This window comes from Stenotrophomonas chelatiphaga (assembly GCF_032054965.1).
Lineage (GTDB): Bacteria > Pseudomonadota > Gammaproteobacteria > Xanthomonadales > Xanthomonadaceae > Stenotrophomonas > Stenotrophomonas chelatiphaga.
In genome coordinates, this window is the sequence record NZ_DAMBRS010000002.1 from 357,141 (window position 1) to 377,019 (window position 19,879).

Sequence of the window (19,879 nt, forward strand, 5' to 3'; positions counted from 1 at the left end):
CAGCGGGATCTCGGTATCAGGAACGGGAAGACGGGCGTGCCGGCATGGCCGGGCTGCGGAAACTGAGCCAGAGCAGCACTGCCCCGGCGGCGGCGGCGAGCACGCCGCACCAGCCGACCACGCCCCACGCCACGCCCCAGGCGCCGATGCTGGCCGTCAGGCTGGCGACAAGCCCAGCACATCCCAGCAGGCGCAGAAGGCGCCGACGCGCCACGGCAGGCGCATGCCCGGTGACATCGCGGTGGTGGCGTTCCATCGCCAGCGCCAGGCAGGCGAAGGCAGCGATGGCCAGCAGCAGGGCGAGCACGATCACGGGTTGGCTCCGGCGGTCGATGAAGTGCGCTGCGTGCGCGGCCTGCGCGCGCCGGGGACGAAGCGATGGACCTTGCGTGCGCTCCACAGCAGGCCGCCGCCGATCAGCAGCAGACCGATGTCGATGCCCGCCTTGGCGCCGTCACCGTCGGCCGCTGCGCTGAACATACCGCCGTTCCAGGCGATGAGGTTGTAGAGCGGAAGCCCCAGCGCGAGCACGCCGGCAAGCGACAGCTGTTCCACCCAGCCGCGGCGTGGCAGGCGCAGCATCGCGTGCACCAGGCAGGCCGCCCAGGCACAGAAGAACACCCGGACTTCGGCATCGCTGCGGTTGCCGATGTCCAGTGGCAGCAGCCGGTTGCCCCACAGGAAGGCCAGCATCGCCACGGGCAGGCCGGCCACGAAGCCGATGTTGAGGCGTTCGACGATACGGAAACCGAGGTGCGGACGTGCCGGATCGGGCAGTTGCGCGCGCCGCTTGACCGTCCACAGCACCAGGCCGGTGGCGACCATCAGCGTGCCGGCGATGCCGGACAGGAAGAACAGCCAGCGCATCGCCACCGGCGCGAACCGCCCCGCATGCAGGCCGATCATGCCGTCGCGGGTGACAACGGCGGCCGAGCGCGCGCCGGGCTGGTCGACCAGGCGGCCACTCGCGTCGAAGGTGAGCGGCTGGTCGGCATCGGCGATGCGATCACCCGATTGGCGGCGCACCGTGATGCGCATCGCCGCATCCGCAGGGTTGTCCACCTGCATCGAGCCGGCGCGGCCATCGCGCCACTGCAGTTCCGCGCGGCGCAGCACCTGCTTCAGCTCCGGCGGGGCGGCGATGACGTGGCTGGGCTGCACCTTCTGCGCACGCGGGAACAGCTCGGCGAAGAAGGCATCGCGACCGCCGCTGAAATTGGCGTCCACCGCCCACGGCATGTACAGCGTCATCAAGGTGATCAGGCCGGTATAGGTGATCATCAGGTGGAAGGGCAGGGACAGTACGGCCAACGCGTTGTGGCCGTCCAGCCAGCTGCGTTGTCCCTTGCCGCGGCGCAGGCTGAAGAAGTCGGTGAAGATCTTCTTGTGGGTGATCACGCCGCTGACGATCGCCACCAGCATGAACATCGTGCAGAAGCAGACGAACCAGCGTGCCCACAGCACCGGGACGTAGTGCAGGTCGAAATGCAGCCGATAGAAGAAATCGCCACCGCGGGTTTCGCGGACCTGGACCGGATTGCCGTCGGCATCCAGCGTGGCCTGGTAAGGGTTGCGCTGGCCACGCCGGCGCTCAGGTGCGTCCTGCGGCTGCCAGCTGACGGTGGTGGCGCTGCTGCGATGGCCGGGTAGTTCGATGGACCAGCGCTGGGCATCCGGTGCGGTGCGCGCCAGGAAGCGCTGCGCCTGCTCCAGCGCAACCGGCGCGGTGGCGGGCAGCCCCGCTTCGGGTTGCATCCAGCGCGTGAGTTCAACGCGCCAATAGGCGGCGGTGCCGGCGATGAAGATCAGGAACAGCACCCAGCCGACCAGCAGGCCGGACCAGGTGTGCAGCACCGATTGCGATTGGCGGAGTCCGCCCAGGCTCATGCCGCGCCTCCGCGCAGCAGCCAGGCGATGGTCAGCCCGAGCGCTCCCGCGATCAGCAGCCCGAATGCGGCGCGTGCGCTGCTGCGCGCGGCGAACGACCAGATCGCCGCCCCGGTGTAGACCACGAAGGAGAGCATCGTGGCGACCAACGCGGTGTCAGCGGCCGCCCCGGGCAGCAGGCGTGCCAACGCCGCCGCCCATGCCGCAGCGACCGCATAGCCGGCGAGCAGGGCCAGCCCGCCACGCAGCCACAGCACGCCGTGGCCGCCGCCCCGCGCTGCGCGCTTGGCCGCCACGCTGACCGGCGGAGAGAAAGGAGAAGGCGTCGGCATCCGAAAGATGAATGAGAACCGTATGCAATTGCGAGCAGATGCTATTTGACCGCATCGACGCTGTCGACCCCTCGATCGGGGGATGCGGATCAACCCGGATCGAGCTTGACCACCCTGCTGTCGGCGGCAACCGTGGCGCTGCAGCTGAGCGCGACGAAGGCGATGTTATAACCGGTGTGATGGTATCCCCCGCACGCGCGGCGTAGCCTGCGGGCACCACACAGGAGACCCCGATGGGCCACGACCACAACCATCTTCCCGCAGAAATCCGCCACGAAAAGCCGCTATGGTGGGCACTGGGGCTGACCGCCGCGTTCCTGCTGGTGGAAATCGTCGGCGCGTTCGTCACCAACAGCCTGGCGCTGCTGTCCGATGCCGCGCACATGGCCACCGACACCCTGGCGCTGATGATCGCGCTGGTCGCGGTGCGGCTGAGCCGGCGCCCGCCGGATGCGCGCCGCACCTACGGCTACGCACGGCTGGAAGCACTCGGCGCGATGTTCAACGGCGGCATGCTGTTCGTGGTGGCTGGCTACATCCTGTGGGAGGCCGTCGCCCGGTTCCGCCAGCCGCAGGAGATCGCATCCACCGGCATGCTGGTGATCGCCGCGGTGGGCCTGGCGGTGAACCTGGTATCGATGCGCCTGCTGAAGGCCGGCAGTGGCGAAAGCCTGAACGTGAAAGGTGCCTACCTGGAGGTCTGGGCGGACATGCTGGGATCGGTGGCGGTGATCATCGGTGCGCTGCTGATCCGCTGGACCGGCTGGAAGGTGATCGATCCGATCCTGGCCGTGCTGATCGGCCTGTGGGTGCTGCCGCGCACCTGGGTGCTGATGCGCGAGGCGATCAACGTGCTGCTGGAGGGCGTGCCGAGAGGCATCGTGCTGGCCGACGTGCGCAGCAGCCTGTGCAGCCACACGGCGGTGGTGGACGTGCATGACCTGCACGTGTGGGCGCTGGCCTCCAGCACGCCGGCGCTGAGCGCCCACGTGGTGCTGCGCGACGGGGCCGACGCGAACCAGGTGCGGCGCGCGCTGGCCGATGCCCTGCATGAGCGCCACGACATCGACCATGTGACCCTGCAACTGGAGGCAGAGCATTGTGGCGATGCCTGTGCGGTGGGGCCGGCGCCGGCGGCACACGACCACGGGCCCGCGCACGACCACGAACGGGACCGGCACGGCCACCACGGCCACGTCCACCACTGAGCCGGCATCCGGCGTTCCTTCGCCGCTACAATGACCGCCTGCCTTCCCGATGTTGGAGACCCTGCAGTGACTCGTAAACTCGTACTGTTGCGCCACGGCCAGAGCCAGTGGAACCTGGACAACCGCTTCACCGGTTGGGTCGACGTGGAGCTCACCGACAAGGGGCGCCAGGAAGCGGCTGCCGCCGGTCGCCTGATGCGCGAAGAAGGCCTGCAGTTCGATGTGGCGCACACCTCGGTGCTCAAGCGCGCCATCCACACCCTGCAGGGTGCGCTGGCCGAAATGGACCAGGACTGGCTGCCGGTCAGCAAGAGCTGGCGCTTGAACGAACGCCATTACGGCGGCCTGCAGGGCCTGGACAAAGCGGAAACCGCGGCCAAGCACGGCGAGGACCAGGTCAAGATCTGGCGCCGTTCCTACGACATCCCGCCGCCGGCGATGGACATCGAGGATCCGGGCCACCCGATCCACGACCGTCGCTATGCCACGCTGGACCGCAACGCGCTGCCGGGTACCGAATCACTTGCTACCACGCTGGACCGCGTGCTGCCGTACTGGTTCGATTCGATCGCCCCGCAGTTGAAGGACGGCAAGACCGTGCTGGTCACCGCGCATGGCAATTCGCTGCGCGCGCTGTACAAGTACCTCAACAACGTCTCGCGCGAGCAGATCCTCGAACTGAACATCCCGACCGGCATCCCGTTGCTGTTCGAGCTCAACGATGACCTGACCGTGCAGTCGTTCCGCTACCTGGGCGACCCGGAAGCGGCGCGCAAGGCTGCCGAAGCGGTGGCCAACCAGGGCAAGGCGAAGTAACGCCGAAGCGGCTGCCGACCAGGGTCGGTACTACGGGGCGCTGGTCAGCACGATGGCCAGCGCTTCATCGGATGGCGCATCGTCGTAACCGGGGTGCCAGGCGAAGCGGTGTGCTTTGTCCGGCAGGAACATCACCACGGCATGCAGGGGCTGTTCGCCGTAATGGCGCACCGCCGTGCCCAGGTAATCGTCATGGCAGTCCGTACGCACCGGTCGGAAGATCACCTTGTAGCCGCCGTCGAGCACATCGGCATCCTCCACGTCGGTATGGATCTGGTGGCCGCCGGCCAGCAGCTGCGCGCATTCGCTGAGCAGCGCCTGGGCCTTGGACCGCTGCAGGCCGAACACCATCACTTCCGGCGCGTTGTAGGTCGCCTGGAAGCCGATCGAGTAGGAGAAGCCGGCCTCGCCATCCGGTCCGGGCAGCACGTGCAGGCAATGCCAGCCGTGGTCGCGGATATCGTCGATCACGCGGCGGTCCTGGGGTCTATCCGCTGTTGTCATATGAACACGCTGGCCAGTTGATCGGGAGGGACACCCGCAGTGTCACACGTGTGGGGATCGCGCGCGCGGCGTGACCTTTGGCGGTCCCCTGCGCCCTGCGTCCGGGCTACCCTCGGGGATTACCTGTCGGAGAGTCCCATGAAGTTGCGCACCCTGGCCCCGTTGGGCCTGACCGTTGCCATCGCCGCCTCGCTGGCGGCCTGCGGCAAGACTGAAACCGCGCCGGCGGCCAGCGCCGATGCCGCCAAGCCGGCCTTCGACCAGTCGCTGATCAAGACGCCGCTGATTTCGCTCAACAGCGCCGACCTGGATACCGCCATCTCGGCCTGTACCGACCTCAATGCATTCGTCAACCAGAAGTGGCTCAGTGCCAACCCGGTGCCGGGCGACCAGACCACCTGGGGCAGCTTCGAGATCCTGCGCGAGCGCTCGCTGGAAGTGCAGCACGCGCTGGTCCAGCAGGCTGCTGCCAGCGAGGCCAAGGCCGGCAGCGTGGAAGCCAAGATCGGTGACATCTGGAAGACCGGCAGCGACGAAGCGAAGATCGATGCCGCCGGGCTGGCGCCGCTGCAGCCGCAGCTGGACAAGATCGCCGCGCTGGCCGACACCGCCGCCATCACCCAGTACCTGCGCGACAGCCAGGCGCAGGGCCAGGGCGTGCTGTTCTCGCTGTTCGCCAACGCCGATTACAAGGACTCGGCCAACGTCATCGCCTACGTCGGCCAGGGTGGCCTGGGCCTGCCGGAAAAGGGCTACTACTTCGATGCATCGCAGGCCAAGATCCGCGATGCCTACGTCGCTTACATTGCCCAGGTGCTGACCCTGTCCGGTGTCGACGCTGCGCAGGCGGCCGACCAGGCCAAGGCCGTGCTGGCCTTCGAAACCCGCCTGGCCAACGCCTCGCTTTCGCGGATCGAAATGCGTGATCCATCCAAGCGCTACAACCCGGTCAGCGCGGCAGATGCGGACAAGCTGACGCCGAACTTCAGCTGGACCGCGCTGTTCGACACGCTGAAGGTGCCGGCCGCGCAGAAGTTCTCGCTGGCCCAGCCGCAGTTCTTCACCGAAGTGGACAAGATGCTGGCCGATGTCCCGGCCGCCACCTGGCAGGCCTACCTGCGCTTCCACACCATCGACGATGCCGCGCCGTACCTGAGCAGCAACGTGGAAAAGGCCAACTTCGATTTCTATGGCAAGACCCTGCGCGGCCAGCAGGAGATGCAGCCGCGCTGGAAGCGTGTGCTGGATTCGGTCAACAACGGCATGGGTGAAGCGCTCGGCCAGCTGTACGTGGACGCGGTGTTCCCGGCTGAAAGCAAGGAGCAGATGCAGCACCTGGTGGAGAACCTGTCCGAAGCGCTCAAGTCCCGCCTGGAGAAGCTGGAGTGGATGGGCGAAGACACCCGCAAGAAGGCGCTGGAGAAGTGGGCCAGCTTCACCCCGAAGATCGGCTACCCGGACAAGTGGCGTGACTGGTCGGGCCTGCAGACCAATGGCGACAGCTTCCTGGGCAACATGCAGGCCGCGCGTGCGTACAACTACCGCTACATGCTGGACAAGATCGGCAAGCCGGTGGACAAGACCGAGTGGGGCATGACCCCGCAGACCGTCAATGCGTACTACAACGCCACCAAGAACGAGATCGTGTTCCCGGCGGCGATCCTGCAGGCGCCGTTCTTCGATGCCAAGGCCGATCCGGCGCTGAACTACGGCGGCATCGGTGCGGTGATCGGCCACGAGATGATGCACGGCTACGACGACTCGGGCAGCCAGTTCGCCGCCAACGGCAACTTCGACAACTGGTGGACCGACGCGGACCGCAGTGCCTTCACCCAGCGCACCGACCAGCTGGTGGCGCAGTTCGATGGCTACGAGGCAGTGCCGGGCGTCAACGTGAAGGGCAAGCTGACCCTGGGCGAGAACATCGGCGACCTGGGTGGGTTGACCGTGGCCTACGACGCGCTGCAGATGGCGCTGAAGGAAGACCCGTCGAAGAACGTGCCGGTGGATGGCTACACGCAGGACCAGCGCTTCTTCATGAACTGGGCCACCGTGTGGCGCCGCAACTTCACCGATGGTGAGCTGCGCGTGCGCCTGAACACCGACCCGCATGCCCCGGCGAACTTCCGTGCCAACGGTGCGCCGTCGAACATGCCGTCCTTCGCGGCCGCGTTCGAGTGCAAGGCCGGCCAGCCAATGGTGCGTGCCGACGACAAGCGCGTCGTGATCTGGTGATTGCCCGCAGCTGGTGAGTACTGAAAAACCCGGCGCCAGCCGGGTTTTTCTTTTGCCCCGTGGTAGCGCCGACCCAGGGTCGGCGAGCGCAGCGGTCAGCCCGGCGCCAGCGTCGTCAGCAACGCACGCGCCGCATTGAAACGGTCCTCAGGCAGCGGCAGCGGGTGTTTGATGCGCAGCTTGTCCGGGCCGTCCATGCTGTACAGGTTCGACTGCTTCTGGATCAGCTGGATGACCGACATCGGATCGATGTTCGGCTTGGCCTCGAACACGATGCGGCCACCGGCCTCGCCGAGGTCGACCTTGCGGATGCCCAGCTCGTTGGCCTGCAGCTTCAGTTCGGCGATCGCGAACAGATGCTTGGCCGCGTCCGGCAGCAGGCCGAAGCGGTCGATCATCTCCACCTGCAGCTCGCGCAGGGACGCACTGTCGCGCGCGCTGGAAATGCGCTTGTACAGCGTCAGGCGGGTGTGCACGTCGGGCAGGTAGTCGTTGGGGATCAACGAGGGCACGTGCAGCTCCACTTCGGCCCCGCGGGCTTCCTCGCCGGCATCCAGGTCGGGCAGTTTGCCCAGCCGGATGCTGCGCACGGCACGTTCCAGCAGTTCGGTGTACAGGCTGAAGCCCACTTCGGCCATCTGCCCGCTCTGGTCTTCGCCCAGCAGTTCGCCGGCGCCGCGGATTTCCAGATCGTGGGTGGCCAGGGTGAAGCCCGCGCCCAGTTCATCCATCGAGGCGATGGCTTCCAGGCGCTTCTCCGCATCCGGGGTGATCGAGCGGCGGTCCGGTACCACCAGATACGCGTAGGCACGATGGTGCGAACGTCCCACGCGGCCACGCAGCTGGTGCAGCTGGGCCAGGCCGAAGCGGTCGGCGCGGTTGATGATGATGGTGTTGGCGTTGGGGATGTCGATGCCCGATTCGATGATCGTGGTCGACAGCAGCACGTTGAAGCGCTGCTTCTGGAACTCCAGCATCACCCGTTCCAGCTCGCGCTCGGGCATCTGTCCGTGGGCGATGCCGATGCGGGCTTCGGGGACCAGCTCGGACAGCTCGCGCTGCATGCGGCCGATGCTTTCCACGTCGTTGTGCAGGAAGTAGAGCTGGCCGCCGCGCGCCAGTTCGCGCTGGAAGGCTTCGCGCAGCAGGGCATCGTCCCACTGGCTGATGAAGGTCTGCACCGCCAGCCGGTTCGGCGGCGGGGTGGCGATGATCGACAGGTCGCGCAGCCCGGCCATGGCCATGTTGAGCGTGCGCGGAATCGGCGTCGCGGTCAGGGTCAGCAGGTGCACGTTGGCGCGCATCGCCTTCAGCGCTTCCTTCTGGCGCACGCCGAAACGCTGTTCCTCATCGACCACGACCAGGCCGAGGTCCTTGAACTTCACGTCCGGCTGCAGCAGCCGGTGGGTGCCGATGATGACGTCGATGGTGCCATCGGCGACCTTTTCCAGCTCGGCCTTGATCTCCTTGGTGGACTTGAAGCGCGACAGCACTTCCACCTTCATCGGGTAATCGGCGAAGCGGTCGCGGAAGTTGCGGTAATGCTGTTCGGCCAGCAGCGTGGTCGGCACCAGCACGGCAACCTGCTTGCCGGCACTGGCCGCGGCGAACGCCGCGCGGACGGCCACTTCGGTCTTGCCGAAGCCGACGTCACCACAGACCACGCGGTCCATCGGCTGGCTGCTGGCAAGGTCGCGCAGGGTCGCATCGATCGCCGCCAGCTGGTCCTGGGTTTCCTCGAACGGGAAACCGGCGGCGAACGGTTCGTACATCGCCCGGTCCACGTCCAGCGCCAGCCCGGCGCGGGCGCGACGGCGCGCCTGGATTTCCAGCAGTTCGGCGGCCACGTCGCGGACTTTTTCGGCGGCCTTGCGCTTGGCCTTGGTCCACTGCTCGCCACCCAGCGAATGCAGCGGAGCGGTTTCCGCCGATGCGCCGGAGTAGCGGCTGATCAGGTGCAACTGGGCCACCGGCACGTACAGCCGGTCACCCTTGGCGTATTCGATTTCAAGGAACTCGCCGGGCATGCCGCCGACATCCATCGCGATCAGGCCGCGGTAACGGCCTACGCCATGGTCTTCATGGACGATCGGCGCGCCTTCGGTCAGTTCGCCGAGGTCGCGGATGATCGCCTCGGGCTCGCGACCGGCACGGCGCGAGCGCCGCTGGTGCGCTGCGCGTTCGGGGAACAACTGGCGTTCGGTCAGCACCGCGATGCGCGGATCGTCCAGCGCGAAGCCGTCTTCCAGCGGCGCCACGGTGATCGCGAAGCGCTCGCTGCCGGCCAGGAACGTCGGCAGGTCGGCCACCACGGGTGGGCGCAGGGAGGCGGCCTGCAGGACTTCCAGCAGCGCCTCACGGCGACCGGCGGTATCGGCGGCGATCAGCACGCGGCCGGGATACTGCTCGATGAACGTGGCCAGCGCCTGGCCTGCGGCGGCATCGCGCGCAGCGACCGGCAGCGGCGGCAACGCGGTGTCTCCCAGCGCGTGGGCCTGTTCGATGCGCGCATGCCCGGGCGGCCAGACTTCCACGCGGGGCAGGTCGTTGAGGCGCTCGCGCAGCAGTTCCGGCGACAGGTACAGCTGGCCCGGCGGCAGCAGCGGCCGTTCGACGTCGTGTCGGCGCTGTTCGTAGCGCTGGCCGGTCTGCGCCCAGAACGCCGCAGCGGCTTCGCCGACGCCGGCGGCGATCACCGGCAGCACGTCGGCGGAAAAGTAATCGAACAGCGTGGCGGTGTGGTCGAAGAACAAGGGCAGGTAGTACTCGATGCCCGCCGGTGCCAGCCGCGATTTCAGGTCCTGGTAAAGCGAACTGCGGCGCGTGTCGACATCGAAGCGTTCGCGCAGCGCGTCCATCACCCGCGAGATGCTGGCGTCGTCCATCGGGACTTCGCGACCGGGCAGCATGTGCACGGCCTGTACCTTCTCCAGTGAACGCTGGGTTTCCGGATCGAAGGCGCGGATGGTATCGATGTCCTGGTCCAGCAGCTCCACGCGCAGTGGTTCGCTGGCACCCATCGGGTACACATCCAGCAGGCCGCCGCGCACGGCGAAATCACCCGGGTCCATCACCTGTGGCACGTTGCGGTAGCCGGCGCTTTCCAGTCGCCGCTTTTCCGCATCCAGGTCCAGGCGCTGGCCGACTTCCAGATCGAAACTGCCACCGATCACATACTGTTTCGGCGCCAGCTGCTGCATCAGCGTCTGCACCGGCACCACCACCAGCCCACGCTTCAGCCCGGGCAGGCGATGCAGGGCGGAAAGGCGTTGGGAAATGATGTCCGGATGCGGACTGAAGCGATCGTAGGGCAGGGTTTCCCAGTCCGGGAACGCCACCACCGGCAGCGACGGATCATCGCCAAGCAGGGTGCGCAGATCGGATTCGATCTGGTTGGCACCGTGGTTGTCCGGCGCGACGACCAGCACCGGGCCATCGTGTGCCTGCGCCGCACGGGCGAGGTACCAGGCCAGCGCGGTGGGCGAGCTGGGAGCGCGCCACCAGGCGCGGAGCTGGCCGGGACGGGGCAGCGGCGGAAGGGGATAAGGAGAGCGCGACATTGGCCGACGATTCTACCAGAGCCGCCTGTGCAGGCCCGGACAACAATCCGTCAAGCGAGGCGGGCGCGGCACCACGCCCGGAGCGGGTAGCGCCGAGCCATGCTCGGCGAGCGCAGCGGCCAGGCAAGCATCGCCGGGCAGCGCCCGGCGCATCCGCTCAGTTATCCAGTTCCAGCACCATGCGCACCAGCCCGGGCGTACCCTGCGGATGCGGCACGGGCTTGAAGCCCAGCGAGTCTGCCAGCTGCTTCATCGGTTCATTTTCTTCGGCGATGTCGCCGTACAGGCGATCCAGGTACTTGCCGCGTGCCCACTTCACCAGCTTGCGCATCAGCTGCCGGCCAAGGCCCTGGCCGATCAGGAAGCGGCTGATCAGGATCGCGTACTCCGCTTCGCGGGTACCCTGGATGATCGAGGCACGCGCGACGGCACCGACCACCGCTTCGCCGGCCGGCAGCGACTCGGCGGCGACCAGGGTGATCTCGGTCTTCGGATTCGGATGGGTCAGCCGCTGGGTTGTTTCCGGCGACAGTTCAGTCACCGCCTGCAGAAAGCGGTCGCGGATCTCTTCCGGGCCGAACAGGCTGAAGGCCGCCTGCAACGGCGGGCCGTCTTCGGGCCGGATGGGACGGATCAGCAGTTCATGGCCACTGGGGGCCTTGAAGATCTCGTGCCAGGGCGGCATGCGGTTGCGAGTGGCCATACCGGGTAGTTCCTTGGTGGTCCAGCGATTGTGGCATCCCCATGGCTGCATTCCGTGAACGGAAGGTTCACGGGACGCAGCGGCCACGGGGGCCTTATTCGGCGGTCTTCAACCAGTCCAGGCGGGTGCTGGCGCCGGGCTCGCCCAGGTGCTGCTTGAGCGCGGGCAGGGCCGGGCCGATCACCCGGTCGAACTGGAACGGGGCGTTGAGGATCAGCATCCCGCTGCCATTGAGGCGCAGGGGCGACTCATCCGGACGCACCAGCAGCTCGATGGTCATCGCCGATTTGTAGGGCAGGGCGGTGGCCTTGCGCAGGAAATGCAGGATGGTGCGGCGCTGCTTGATCGGGAACCAGACCGCGCAGGTGGCCTGCGGCCAGCGCTCGAAGGTTTCCTTCAGGGCAGCAAGGATGCGGATGTACTCGGCGTCCTGGCCCTCGTAAGGCGGATCGATCAACACCAGGCCGCGGCCGATCTTGGCACCGTTTGCCTTCGGTGGGACCAGCGCCCGTATTTTTTCGTAGCCGTCGCCTTCATACACGCCGACCCGGGCATCACCGGCGAACAGCTTCTTCAGCGCGGCGGCTTCTTCGGGCTGCAGCTCACAGGCGGCCAGGCGGTCCTGCGGGCGCATCGCCTGGGCGGTCAGCAGCGGCGAGCCGGGGTAGGTGATCATCGCCCCGACCGGGTTGTCGGCCTGCACGGCCTTGAGGTAGCGCTCAACCACTTCGGGCAGCTTGGGCTGGGACATCAGCTTCATGACCCCATCTTCGGCTTCCAGGGTCTTGCGGCTCTCTTCGCTGGCCAGCAGGTAGCGGCCGCGGCCGGCATGGGTGTCCAGCACGAAGAACGGGCTGTCCTTGCGCTTGAAGCTGTCGATCAGGGCCAGCTGCACGATGTGCTTGAGGACATCGGCATGGTTGCCGGCATGGAAGGCGTGGCGGTAGTTCATGGGGCGCAGTGTACGGGTCGGCAGGCGCAGCGGCTATCGCAGCGGCTATGCTGCCGCCCATGACAGAACCTGTTGCCCGCGTGCTGGTGGTCGAAGACGAGGCCGCCATCGCTGAAACCGTGCTGTATGCGCTGCGCAGCGAAGGCTTCGCGGCCACCCATTGCCTGCTCGGCGGGCAGGCCCTGCAGCAGCTGCAGGACGGCGCGTTCGATCTGGTGATGCTCGATGTGGGCCTGCCCGACCTGGGCGGCTTCGAGGTCTGCCGTCGCCTGCGCGCGCTGCCGGGCGCCGTGGGGCAGCTGCCGGTGATCTTCCTGACCGCGCGCAACGACGAGGTCGACCGGGTGATGGGGCTGGAACTGGGCGCCGATGATTACGTCACCAAGCCGTTCTCGCCGCGCGAACTGGTGGCGCGCGTGCGGGCCCGTCTGCGCCGCAGCGGCGTGGCCGGGACCACGTCCGATGGCCGCTGGCAGCAGCAGGGTAGATTCCATATCGATCGGCAGGGCCACCGCATCCGCTATGGCGAACAGCTGCTCGACCTGACGCGCTACGAATATGCGCTGCTGGCTGCCCTGCTGCATCGCCCCGGCGCCATCCTCAGCCGTGCCCAGTTGATGGATCGCGGCTGGGACGCCAGCGCCGACAGCGCCGACCGCACCGTGGACACCCATATCAAGACACTGCGCGCGAAGCTGCGCGGTGCCGGTGCCACCGATGACCCGATCCGCACCCATCGCGGTGTCGGCTATGCGCTGGAGGCCTGAGCATGCGGCTGGGGCTGAAACTGTTCCTGGGCTTCTTCCTGATCGTCGGGCTGGCCGCCTTCTTCGTGATGCGTGTGTTCGTGGAGGAAGTGAAGCCGGGGGTACGCCAGGCGATGGAATCCACCCTGGTGGATGCAGCGAACGTGCTGGCCGAACTGGCCGCGCCGGAGCTCAAGGCCGGCACGCTGGCCCGTGGTGGCTTCACCGCCAGCCTGGCCCGTGCGCAACGCCGCGACCCGAAGGCGATGGTCTGGCGCTTCCCCAAGCGCGCGCTGGACTACCGGGTGACCATCACCGATGCCAAGGGCATCGTGCTGTACGACTCGCTGGGCCGTGACGTCGGCCGCGACAACTCGCGCTGGAACGATGTCCATCGCACCCTGCGCGGCGAGTACGGCGCGCGCTCCAGCCCCGAAGTGCCCGGCGATGCCACCCACACGGTGATGCACGTGGCGGCGCCGGTGTACGACCCGGCCGATGGCCGCACCCTGATCGGCGTGTTGTCGCTGTCCCAGCCCAACCGCAGCATCGATCCTTTCATAACCGCCAGCCAGCGCCAGATCATGCTGCGCGGTGCGTGGCTGATCGGCCTGTCGGCGCTGATCGGCATCCTGATGACGGCGTGGCTGATGACCGGTGTGCGGCGGCTCAACCGCTATGCGCAGGCGGTCAGTGCCGGTGAGCCGGTGGCCCCGCCGAAGCCGCGGCGCGATGAGATCGGCGACCTTGGCCGCGCGCTGGAAACCATGCGCCGCAAGCTGGAAGGCAAGGCCTACGTGGAGCAGTACGTGCAGTCGCTGACCCATGAAATGAAGAGCCCGCTGGCGGCGATCCGCGGCGCGGCCGAGCTGTTGCAGGAGCCGATGCCGGCCGAAGACCGCGAGCGCTTCGCGCGCAGCATCGTCGACCAGCAGCAGCGGCTGACCCAGACCATCGACAAGCTGCTGGCGCTGGCCGAGGTGGAGCAGCACGGCTGGCTGCAGTCGCGTGACACGTTGTCGGTGGCCACATTGTTCGCCGCGGTGGAGCAGGACGTGCAGCTGCGCGCGCAGGCCGCCGGCGTACAGCTGCAGGTGCAGCCCGCCGGCACGATGACGCTGCAGGGCGATGGCTACCTGCTGCGCCAGGCGCTGGGCAACCTGCTGGACAACGCAATCGATTTTTCGCCGGCCGGCAGCCGCATCCAGCTGGTCGCCAGCGCGGAGGGCGCCGGCATCGCGCTGCAGGTGATCGACCAGGGCACCGGCATTCCGGAGTTCGCGCGCGGGCGCGTGTTCGAACGCTTCTATTCGCTGGCACGCCCGGCCACCGGCGCACGAAGCTCCGGCCTGGGCCTGCCGTTCGTTGGTGAGGTGGCACGCCTGCACGGTGGGCACGCCCGCGTGGAAGCGGGTGCGTCCGGCGGTACCCGCGCGGTGCTGTGGCTGCCGCGCTAGCGGCCACTTCACATTCGCTTCAAACTCGCCTCAAACCCCGCACATCCGGGGTGTCCATCCTGCAGGCCTCTCCAACGAGGATGGACCATGAAATCCCTGCACCTGTTCCTGCGCTTCGCCATTGTCGGCGGGCTGATCCTGCTGTTGCTGGTTCCACTGATGCTGATCCGCGGCGTCATCACCGACCGCAGCGAGTACCGCGAAGAAGCATTCCGCCGGGTGGCCGAAAGCCGTGCCGGCACCCAGCAGCTGGTCGGCCCGGTGCGGGTGGTGCCGTGGATCGAGCGCACCACCGTGGCGGTTGTCGACAAAGCCGGCAAGACCAGTACCGAAGTGCAGACCACGCAGGGCCACTGGCTGCAGATGCCGCAGCAGCTGAGCGTGGACGGACGGCTGCTGCCGGACCAGCGCTCGGTCGGCCTGTTCAAGGTGCCGGTCTACAGCTGGCAGGGCAACATCACCGCGGCGTTCGCCGCCGATGACTATCCGGTAAAGGAAGGGCGCAGCTACGGCACGCCGTACCTGGCGATCGGCCTGAGTGATGTACGCGGGCTGGTGGGGACGCCCGACCTGCGCGTCAACGGCGCACCGTTGCGGCTGCAGCCGGGCGTCGGCGTGGCCGATGAACTGGGCCGCGGACTGCATGCCGACCTCGGCGGATTCGCCGATGCCCGTGGGGGCGTGCTGGCCGCCAGCCGGATCGAGCTGGACCTGCAGGTGGATGGCAGCCGCTCGCTGGCGGTGGTGCCGGTCGGTGATGACAACCAGATCGCCCTGCGGTCGCGCTGGCCGCATCCTTCCTTCGCCGGCGCCTTCCTGCCCAACGAGCGCCGCGTCGACGCGCAGGGCTTCGAAGCACGCTGGGCGGTGTCCTCGCTGGCCTCCGATGCCCAGCGCCAGCTGCGCGCCGGGGATCCGTCCACGCAGGCGGTGCAGGTCTCGCTGGTGGATCCGGTGGACGTGTATACCCAGGCCGATCGTGCGTCCAAGTACGGCGTGCTGTTCGTGCTGCTCACCTTCGTCGGCTTCCTGTTGTTCGAACTGATCCGCCAGCTGCGCATCCATCCGCTGCAGTACCTGATGGTCGGCCTGGCGCTGGCGATCTTCTTCCTGCTGCTGATCAGCCTGTCCGAGCACATCGCCTTCTGGCAGGCCTACCTGGTATCGGCGCTGGCCTGCATCGGCCTGCAGGCGGTGTACCTGGCCAACGTGCTGGGCCACTGGAAGCGCGGCGCGGGCTTCGCGCTGATGCTGACGGTGCTGTACGGGGCGCTGTACGGCCTGCTGGTGTCGGAGAACAACGCACTGCTGATGGGCTCGCTGCTGCTGTTCGGGATCCTCGCGCTGGTGATGTGGGTGACCCGCCGGGTGGACTGGTACGCGCTGGGCATGGGTACGCCGCCCGCGCTGCCCACCGACGGCCAGCCGCGCACCCTGGGCTGACCTGCTCCGGCATGCTCCGGCATGCATGCCAGGGCGCCACATTCCCGATCGGAATGTGGCGCCGTTGCATTGTGTGACCTTAGGCATCTGTCGTGCGCGGCCCTTCGCCCTACACTCGGGGATTGATCTGTGACGGCGCGAGCCGGAGGCTGGACGATGGGGAAGTGGGGTGTGCTGGCAATCGCGCTGGCGTTGAGCAATCCGGCATGGGCGCAGCGCGCCGAGCCGGTCGACCTGGACATGGTCAGCAAGATCCGCCAGGAAGCGTTCCATCGCTCGCAGGTGATGGATACCTTCAGCCATCTCACCGAAAGCATCGGCCCCCGGCTGACCAATTCGCCGGCGATGGCCCAGGCCAACGCGTGGACGCGCGGCAAGTTCAACGAATGGGGCCTGGTCAACGTGCACGATGAAGCGTTCGAGGACTTCGGGCGCGGCTGGGAGTTCACTTCGGCATCGGTGCTGATGCTGGGCAGCGGTACCCAGGGCGATCGCATGCAGCCGCTGCACGCGCTGCCCAAGGCCTGGACCCCCGGCACCAATGGCCCGGTGGAGGGCGAGCTGGTGCAGGTGGACATCAAGAAGCTGGCCGACCTGGAAAAGTACAAGGGCAAGCTGCGCGGCAAGATCCTGCTGCTGGGCGAAGCGCGTGAGTACAAGCGTGGCACCGAGCCGGATTCGCATCGCCACGATGCCACCTCGCTGGAGGGCCTGCAGGCGTTCACGGTGCCGAAGAACGCGGCGGCCGACAAGGAAAAGCGGGTCAAGGAGTACACCGAGCGGCAGGCGCTGGCCAAGGCGGTCAATGCCTTCTTCGTGGAAGAGGGCGCATTGGCGGCGATCAGCATCAGCGGCTGGGACAACGGCATCATCCGGGTGGCCGGCGGCGGTTCGCGAAGGGCCGGCGAATCAGCCGGCATCCCGGAGCTGGCGATGATCTCCGAACACTTCAATCCGCTGGTGCGCGCACTGGCGGCCAAGCAGCCGGTGAAGCTGCGCGTGGACGTGGCCGCGCGATTCACCGATGACGGCAACCAGCCCGGCTACAACACGCTGGCCGAGATCCGCGGCAGCGGCAAGGCCGATGAAGTGGTGATGCTCGGCGCGCACATGGATTCCTGGCATACCGGCACCGGCGCAGCCGACAATGCCGCCGGCGTGGCGGTGATGATGGAAGCCATGCGCATCCTCAAGGCGGTGGGTGCCAAGCCCAAGCGCACCATCCGGGTCGCGCTGTGGAGCGGTGAGGAACAGGGGCTGATCGGCTCGCAGGCCTACGTGGCCAAGCACTTCGCACAGTTCCCCGAACCCACCGATGCGGCGCAGAAGGCGCTGCCGGCGTCGCTGCGCGAGCCCACCGGCGCCCTGGTCAAGCGCCGCGATTACGATAAGTTCTCGGTGTACTTCAACATGGACAATGGCTCGGGTCGTTTCCGCGGCATCCATGCCCAGGAGAACCTGGCGGCAATGCCGGTGTTCGAGGCCTGGCTGAAGCCGTTCAACGACGTCGGCGCGACCACCGTGGCCACCCGCAACACCGGCTCCACCGACCACATCAGCTTCGACCGCGTTGGCCTGCCGGGCTTCCAGTTCATCCAGGACAAGCTGGACTACTTCAGCAACGTCCACCACAGCCACCTGGACACCTGGGACCACGCCGAACCGGAGGACCTGAAGCAGGCCGCCGCGATCGTGGCCTCGTTCGTCTACAACGCCGCCACCCGCGACGCCCGGTTCCCGCGCAAGGCGCTGGATGGCGACGGCGGGGAGTAAGTCGTAGACGGCGCCGCACGGGCGTGAAGGGGCGGGGGGCGCGCGACGTCATCCCCTCCGCCCCCTTTTGCTAAAATCGGCGGATATTCGTTCCCCGAGCGTCCCATGACCTGCCGCACCCGCTTTGCCCCCAGTCCTACCGGCTACCTGCACATCGGCGGCGCCCGCACGGCGCTGTACTGCTGGCTGGAGGCCCGTCACCGTGGCGGCGAGTTCGTGCTGCGCATCGAAGACACCGACCGCGAGCGCAGCACGCAGGGCGCCATCGACGCGATCCTGGAGGCGATGGAGTGGTTGGGACTGGACTACGACGAAGGTCCGATCTACCAGACCCAGCGCGTGGCCCGCTACCTGGAAGTGGCCGAACAGCTGGTCGCCGACGGCAAGGCCTACTACGCCTACGAGACCCGCGAAGAGCTCGATGCGATGCGCGAGGCGGCCATGGCAAAGCAGGAAAAGCCGCGTTACAACGGTGCCGCGCGCGAGCAGAACCTGCCTTATCGCGATGACCCGAACCGGGTGATCCGCTTCAAGAACCCGCTGGACGGTACGGTGGTGTTCGATGACCTGATCAAGGGTCCCATCGAGATCGCCAACAGCGAGCTCGATGACATGGTGATCTTCCGCCCGGACGGCTACCCGACCTACAACTTCGCCGTGGTGGTGGACGACTGGGACATGGGCATCACCGAGGTGATCCGCGGCGATGACCACATCAACAACACCCCGCGCCAGATCAACCTGTACCTGGGCATCGGCGCACCGGTGCCGAAGTTCGGCCACATGCCGATGATCCTGGACGAGCAGGGCGCCAAGCTGTCCAAGCGCACCGGCGCGGCCGACGTGATGCAGTACAAGGACGCCGGCTACCTGCCGGAGGCGCTGCTGAGCTACCTGGCCCGGTTGGGCTGGTCGCACGGTGACCAGGAGATCTTCAGCCGCCAGGAGCTGATCGACCTGTTCGACGTGACCAACTGCAATTCCAAGGCGGCCCGCCTGGACATGGCCAAGCTGGGCTGGGTCAACCAGCATTTCCTGAAGACCGAAGCCGCTGCGTCCATCGCGCCGGCGCTGGTATACCAGCTGGAGAAGCTGGGCCTGGACCTGAACGCTGGCCCGTCGGCGGAAGATGTCGTGGTCGCCCTGCGCGAGCGCGTGCAGACGCTGAAGGAAATGGCCGAGAAGGCGGTGGTCTGGTACCAGCCGCTGGAAAGCTACGACGACGCGGCCGTGGCCAAGCACCTGAAGGCCGGCGCCGAACTGCCGCTGGGCAAGGCGCGCGAGCTGCTGGCGGCATTGCCGGCGTGGACCGCTGAAAGCGTGGGGGTGGCGCTGCATGATGCCGCCGCGGCGCTGGAGATCGGCATGGGCAAGGTCGCCCAGCCGCTGCGCGTGGCCATCACCGGTACCCAGGTGAGCCCGGACATTTCGCAGACGGTGTACCTTGCCGGTCGCGATGAGGCCTTGAAACGCATCGATGTTGCCATTACCAAGGTAGTGGCAGCGGCCTGAAATCCGCCCGAACTGGAGAATCCGCATGTCCGCCAAGCACGCCTGCACGGCCCCGCACCACCACGTCCACGACGCGTCGGACTTCGTGGGGGTGGTCGAGCGCGTGTGCCGCGAGCGCGGGCTGCGGCTCACGCCCATCCGCGCCAACGTGCTGCGGCTGATCGCCGAGGCCGGCAAGCCGGTCAAGGCGTATGAGCTGCTGGAATGGGTACGCAGCGGCAAGGGCGTGGGCGCCGACGCCCCGCCGACGGTGTATCGCGCGCTGGACTTCCTGATGGCCAACGGGTTCGTGCACAAGCTGGAATCGGTGAACGCCTTCGTGGCCTGCCACCATCCCAGCAGCGCGGCGCATTCGGTGCCGTTCCTGATCTGCAACAGCTGCCACAGCGCGGTGGAACTGGAAGACCGCGAGATCGTCAGCCAGCTGGAAAAGCGCGCCAAGGAACTGGGGTTCCAGCCGCAGGCGCAGACGCTGGAAGTACACGGACTCTGCGCCCGCTGCGCGGGCTGAGTTTCAGTCAACGGCAACGGCAACAGCAACGGCAACAGCTGCAGGGCTGCGTGTTGGCGGGGCGGGGTGGCTGTGCAGGACACGCCGTAAATCCGTCCATGGAGGCTCGCTTTTCGCATCCATGCGAAAAGACGGTCCTGCACAGCCACCCCGCCCCTCCTTCGACAGGTCCATGGCGGCACGGGTGCCCTTGTAGCGCTGACCCATGGTCGGCGGATGCGGGGTGGGAAGGGTGGAAGA

General features: G+C 67.4%; 16 protein-coding genes. 9 read left to right on the forward strand and 7 right to left on the reverse strand.

All coding sequences use genetic code 11. From position 1 onward, the window contains the following. Positions 1 to 16: 16 nt before the first annotated feature. From RTX79_RS06125 to RTX79_RS06135, 3 genes are read right to left on the reverse strand one after another with little or no spacing between them, the layout of a single operon-like run. A complete protein-coding gene (locus RTX79_RS06125; protein ID WP_312682696.1) occupies positions 17 to 313 on the reverse strand; it encodes a DUF3325 domain-containing protein in 297 nt (98 codons plus the stop codon). Next, positions 310 to 1,887: a PepSY-associated TM helix domain-containing protein gene (locus RTX79_RS06130; RefSeq protein ID WP_312682698.1), complete on the reverse strand. Its 1,578-nt coding sequence runs from the start codon at positions 1,885 to 1,887 to the stop codon at positions 310 to 312. Before RTX79_RS06130 ends, RTX79_RS06125 begins: the two co-directional genes overlap by 4 nt. After that, positions 1,884 to 2,219 carry a hypothetical protein gene (locus RTX79_RS06135; protein ID WP_312682700.1) on the reverse strand — a complete coding sequence of 112 codons (336 nt, stop codon included), beginning with the start codon at positions 2,217 to 2,219 and terminating at the stop codon, positions 1,884 to 1,886. The genes RTX79_RS06130 and RTX79_RS06135 overlap by 4 nt, the downstream gene beginning before the upstream one ends. A gap of 233 nt (positions 2,220 to 2,452) precedes the next feature. On the opposite strand from RTX79_RS06135, the gene RTX79_RS06140 reads away from it, so the two are divergent. Together RTX79_RS06140 and gpmA are read left to right on the forward strand one after the other, a co-directional pair. Next, positions 2,453 to 3,427 (forward strand): cation diffusion facilitator family transporter, encoded by a 975-nt coding sequence (locus tag RTX79_RS06140; RefSeq protein WP_312682703.1) that lies wholly within the window; start codon positions 2,453 to 2,455, stop codon positions 3,425 to 3,427. 66 nt (positions 3,428 to 3,493) lie between these two features. Further along, positions 3,494 to 4,243 (forward strand): 2,3-diphosphoglycerate-dependent phosphoglycerate mutase, encoded by a 750-nt coding sequence (gene gpmA, locus RTX79_RS06145; RefSeq protein WP_057507314.1) that lies wholly within the window; start codon positions 3,494 to 3,496, stop codon positions 4,241 to 4,243. A gap of 30 nt (positions 4,244 to 4,273) precedes the next feature. Here the strand turns inward: gpmA and RTX79_RS06150 are convergent, their stop codons facing one another. Further along, entirely contained in the window at positions 4,274 to 4,714 is a 441-nt protein-coding gene (locus tag RTX79_RS06150) for a DUF4262 domain-containing protein (RefSeq protein WP_057507313.1), read from the reverse strand. Between the two features lie 171 nt (positions 4,715 to 4,885). Here RTX79_RS06150 and RTX79_RS06155 point away from each other — a divergent pair, with 171 nt between their 5' ends. Then, complete coding sequence (locus RTX79_RS06155; protein ID WP_312682708.1) at positions 4,886 to 6,982, forward strand: M13 family metallopeptidase; 2,097 nt, start codon at positions 4,886 to 4,888, stop codon at positions 6,980 to 6,982. A 95-nt stretch (positions 6,983 to 7,077) separates the two neighbouring features. Here the strand turns inward: RTX79_RS06155 and mfd are convergent, their stop codons facing one another. The 3 genes from mfd to RTX79_RS06170 form a co-directional block, all read right to left on the reverse strand. Then, positions 7,078 to 10,542, reverse strand: a complete 3,465-nt coding sequence (gene mfd, locus RTX79_RS06160) for a transcription-repair coupling factor (protein ID WP_312682711.1) — start codon at positions 10,540 to 10,542, stop codon at positions 7,078 to 7,080. Positions 10,543 to 10,699: 157 nt separating this feature from the next. Next, the gene (locus RTX79_RS06165; RefSeq protein WP_057507310.1) at positions 10,700 to 11,245 is read right to left on the reverse strand and encodes a GNAT family N-acetyltransferase; all 546 of its coding nucleotides are present in this window, start codon (positions 11,243 to 11,245) and stop codon (positions 10,700 to 10,702) included. Positions 11,246 to 11,339: 94 nt separating this feature from the next. Then, entirely contained in the window at positions 11,340 to 12,197 is an 858-nt protein-coding gene (locus tag RTX79_RS06170; protein WP_057507309.1) for a 23S rRNA (adenine(2030)-N(6))-methyltransferase RlmJ, read from the reverse strand. 47 nt (positions 12,198 to 12,244) lie between these two features. Here RTX79_RS06170 and creB point away from each other — a divergent pair, with 47 nt between their 5' ends. The 6 genes from creB (at position 12,245) to RTX79_RS06200 (ending at position 19,639) form a co-directional block, all read left to right on the forward strand. Continuing rightward, positions 12,245 to 12,964 carry a two-component system response regulator CreB gene (creB, locus tag RTX79_RS06175; RefSeq protein WP_312682715.1) on the forward strand — a complete coding sequence of 240 codons (720 nt, stop codon included), beginning with the start codon at positions 12,245 to 12,247 and terminating at the stop codon, positions 12,962 to 12,964. Positions 12,965 to 12,966: 2 nt separating this feature from the next. Further along, entirely contained in the window at positions 12,967 to 14,400 is a 1,434-nt protein-coding gene (gene creC / locus RTX79_RS06180; protein ID WP_309684319.1) for a two-component system sensor histidine kinase CreC, read from the forward strand. Positions 14,401 to 14,487: 87 nt separating this feature from the next. Then, positions 14,488 to 15,843: a cell envelope integrity protein CreD gene (gene creD / locus RTX79_RS06185; protein WP_312682719.1), complete on the forward strand. Its 1,356-nt coding sequence runs from the start codon at positions 14,488 to 14,490 to the stop codon at positions 15,841 to 15,843. A gap of 156 nt (positions 15,844 to 15,999) precedes the next feature. After that, positions 16,000 to 17,616, forward strand: coding sequence for a M20/M25/M40 family metallo-hydrolase (locus tag RTX79_RS06190; protein ID WP_312682721.1), 1,617 nt, complete (start codon positions 16,000 to 16,002; stop codon positions 17,614 to 17,616). 105 nt (positions 17,617 to 17,721) lie between these two features. Further along, positions 17,722 to 19,128 (forward strand): glutamate--tRNA ligase, encoded by a 1,407-nt coding sequence (gene gltX / locus RTX79_RS06195; protein WP_312682723.1) that lies wholly within the window; start codon positions 17,722 to 17,724, stop codon positions 19,126 to 19,128. Positions 19,129 to 19,153: 25 nt separating this feature from the next. After that, a complete protein-coding gene (locus RTX79_RS06200; RefSeq protein ID WP_042612667.1) occupies positions 19,154 to 19,639 on the forward strand; it encodes a Fur family transcriptional regulator in 486 nt (161 codons plus the stop codon). The last annotated feature ends 240 nt before the right edge of the window (positions 19,640 to 19,879 follow it).

What these genes read in the sequence shown, in the direction of transcription:
- RTX79_RS06130 (WP_312682698.1), bottom strand. Translation starts at nt 1,887, where the DNA reads ATGAGCCTGGGCGGACTCCGCCAATCGCAATCGGTGCTGCACACCTGG.
- RTX79_RS06135 (WP_312682700.1), bottom strand. Translation starts at nt 2,219, where the DNA reads ATGCCGACGCCTTCTCCTTTCTCTCCGCCGGTCAGCGTGGCGGCCAAG.
- RTX79_RS06140 (WP_312682703.1), top strand. Translation starts at nt 2,453, where the DNA reads ATGGGCCACGACCACAACCATCTTCCCGCAGAAATCCGCCACGAAAAG.
- RTX79_RS06155 (WP_312682708.1), top strand. Translation starts at nt 4,886, where the DNA reads ATGAAGTTGCGCACCCTGGCCCCGTTGGGCCTGACCGTTGCCATCGCC.
- mfd (WP_312682711.1), bottom strand. Translation starts at nt 10,542, where the DNA reads ATGTCGCGCTCTCCTTATCCCCTTCCGCCGCTGCCCCGTCCCGGCCAG.
- RTX79_RS06165 (WP_057507310.1), bottom strand. Translation starts at nt 11,245, where the DNA reads ATGGCCACTCGCAACCGCATGCCGCCCTGGCACGAGATCTTCAAGGCC.
- RTX79_RS06170 (WP_057507309.1), bottom strand. Translation starts at nt 12,197, where the DNA reads ATGAACTACCGCCACGCCTTCCATGCCGGCAACCATGCCGATGTCCTC.
- creB (WP_312682715.1), top strand. Translation starts at nt 12,245, where the DNA reads ATGCTGCCGCCCATGACAGAACCTGTTGCCCGCGTGCTGGTGGTCGAA.
- creC (WP_309684319.1), top strand. Translation starts at nt 12,967, where the DNA reads ATGCGGCTGGGGCTGAAACTGTTCCTGGGCTTCTTCCTGATCGTCGGG.
- creD (WP_312682719.1), top strand. Translation starts at nt 14,488, where the DNA reads ATGAAATCCCTGCACCTGTTCCTGCGCTTCGCCATTGTCGGCGGGCTG.
- RTX79_RS06190 (WP_312682721.1), top strand. Translation starts at nt 16,000, where the DNA reads ATGGGGAAGTGGGGTGTGCTGGCAATCGCGCTGGCGTTGAGCAATCCG.
- gltX (WP_312682723.1), top strand. Translation starts at nt 17,722, where the DNA reads ATGACCTGCCGCACCCGCTTTGCCCCCAGTCCTACCGGCTACCTGCAC.
- RTX79_RS06200 (WP_042612667.1), top strand. Translation starts at nt 19,154, where the DNA reads ATGTCCGCCAAGCACGCCTGCACGGCCCCGCACCACCACGTCCACGAC.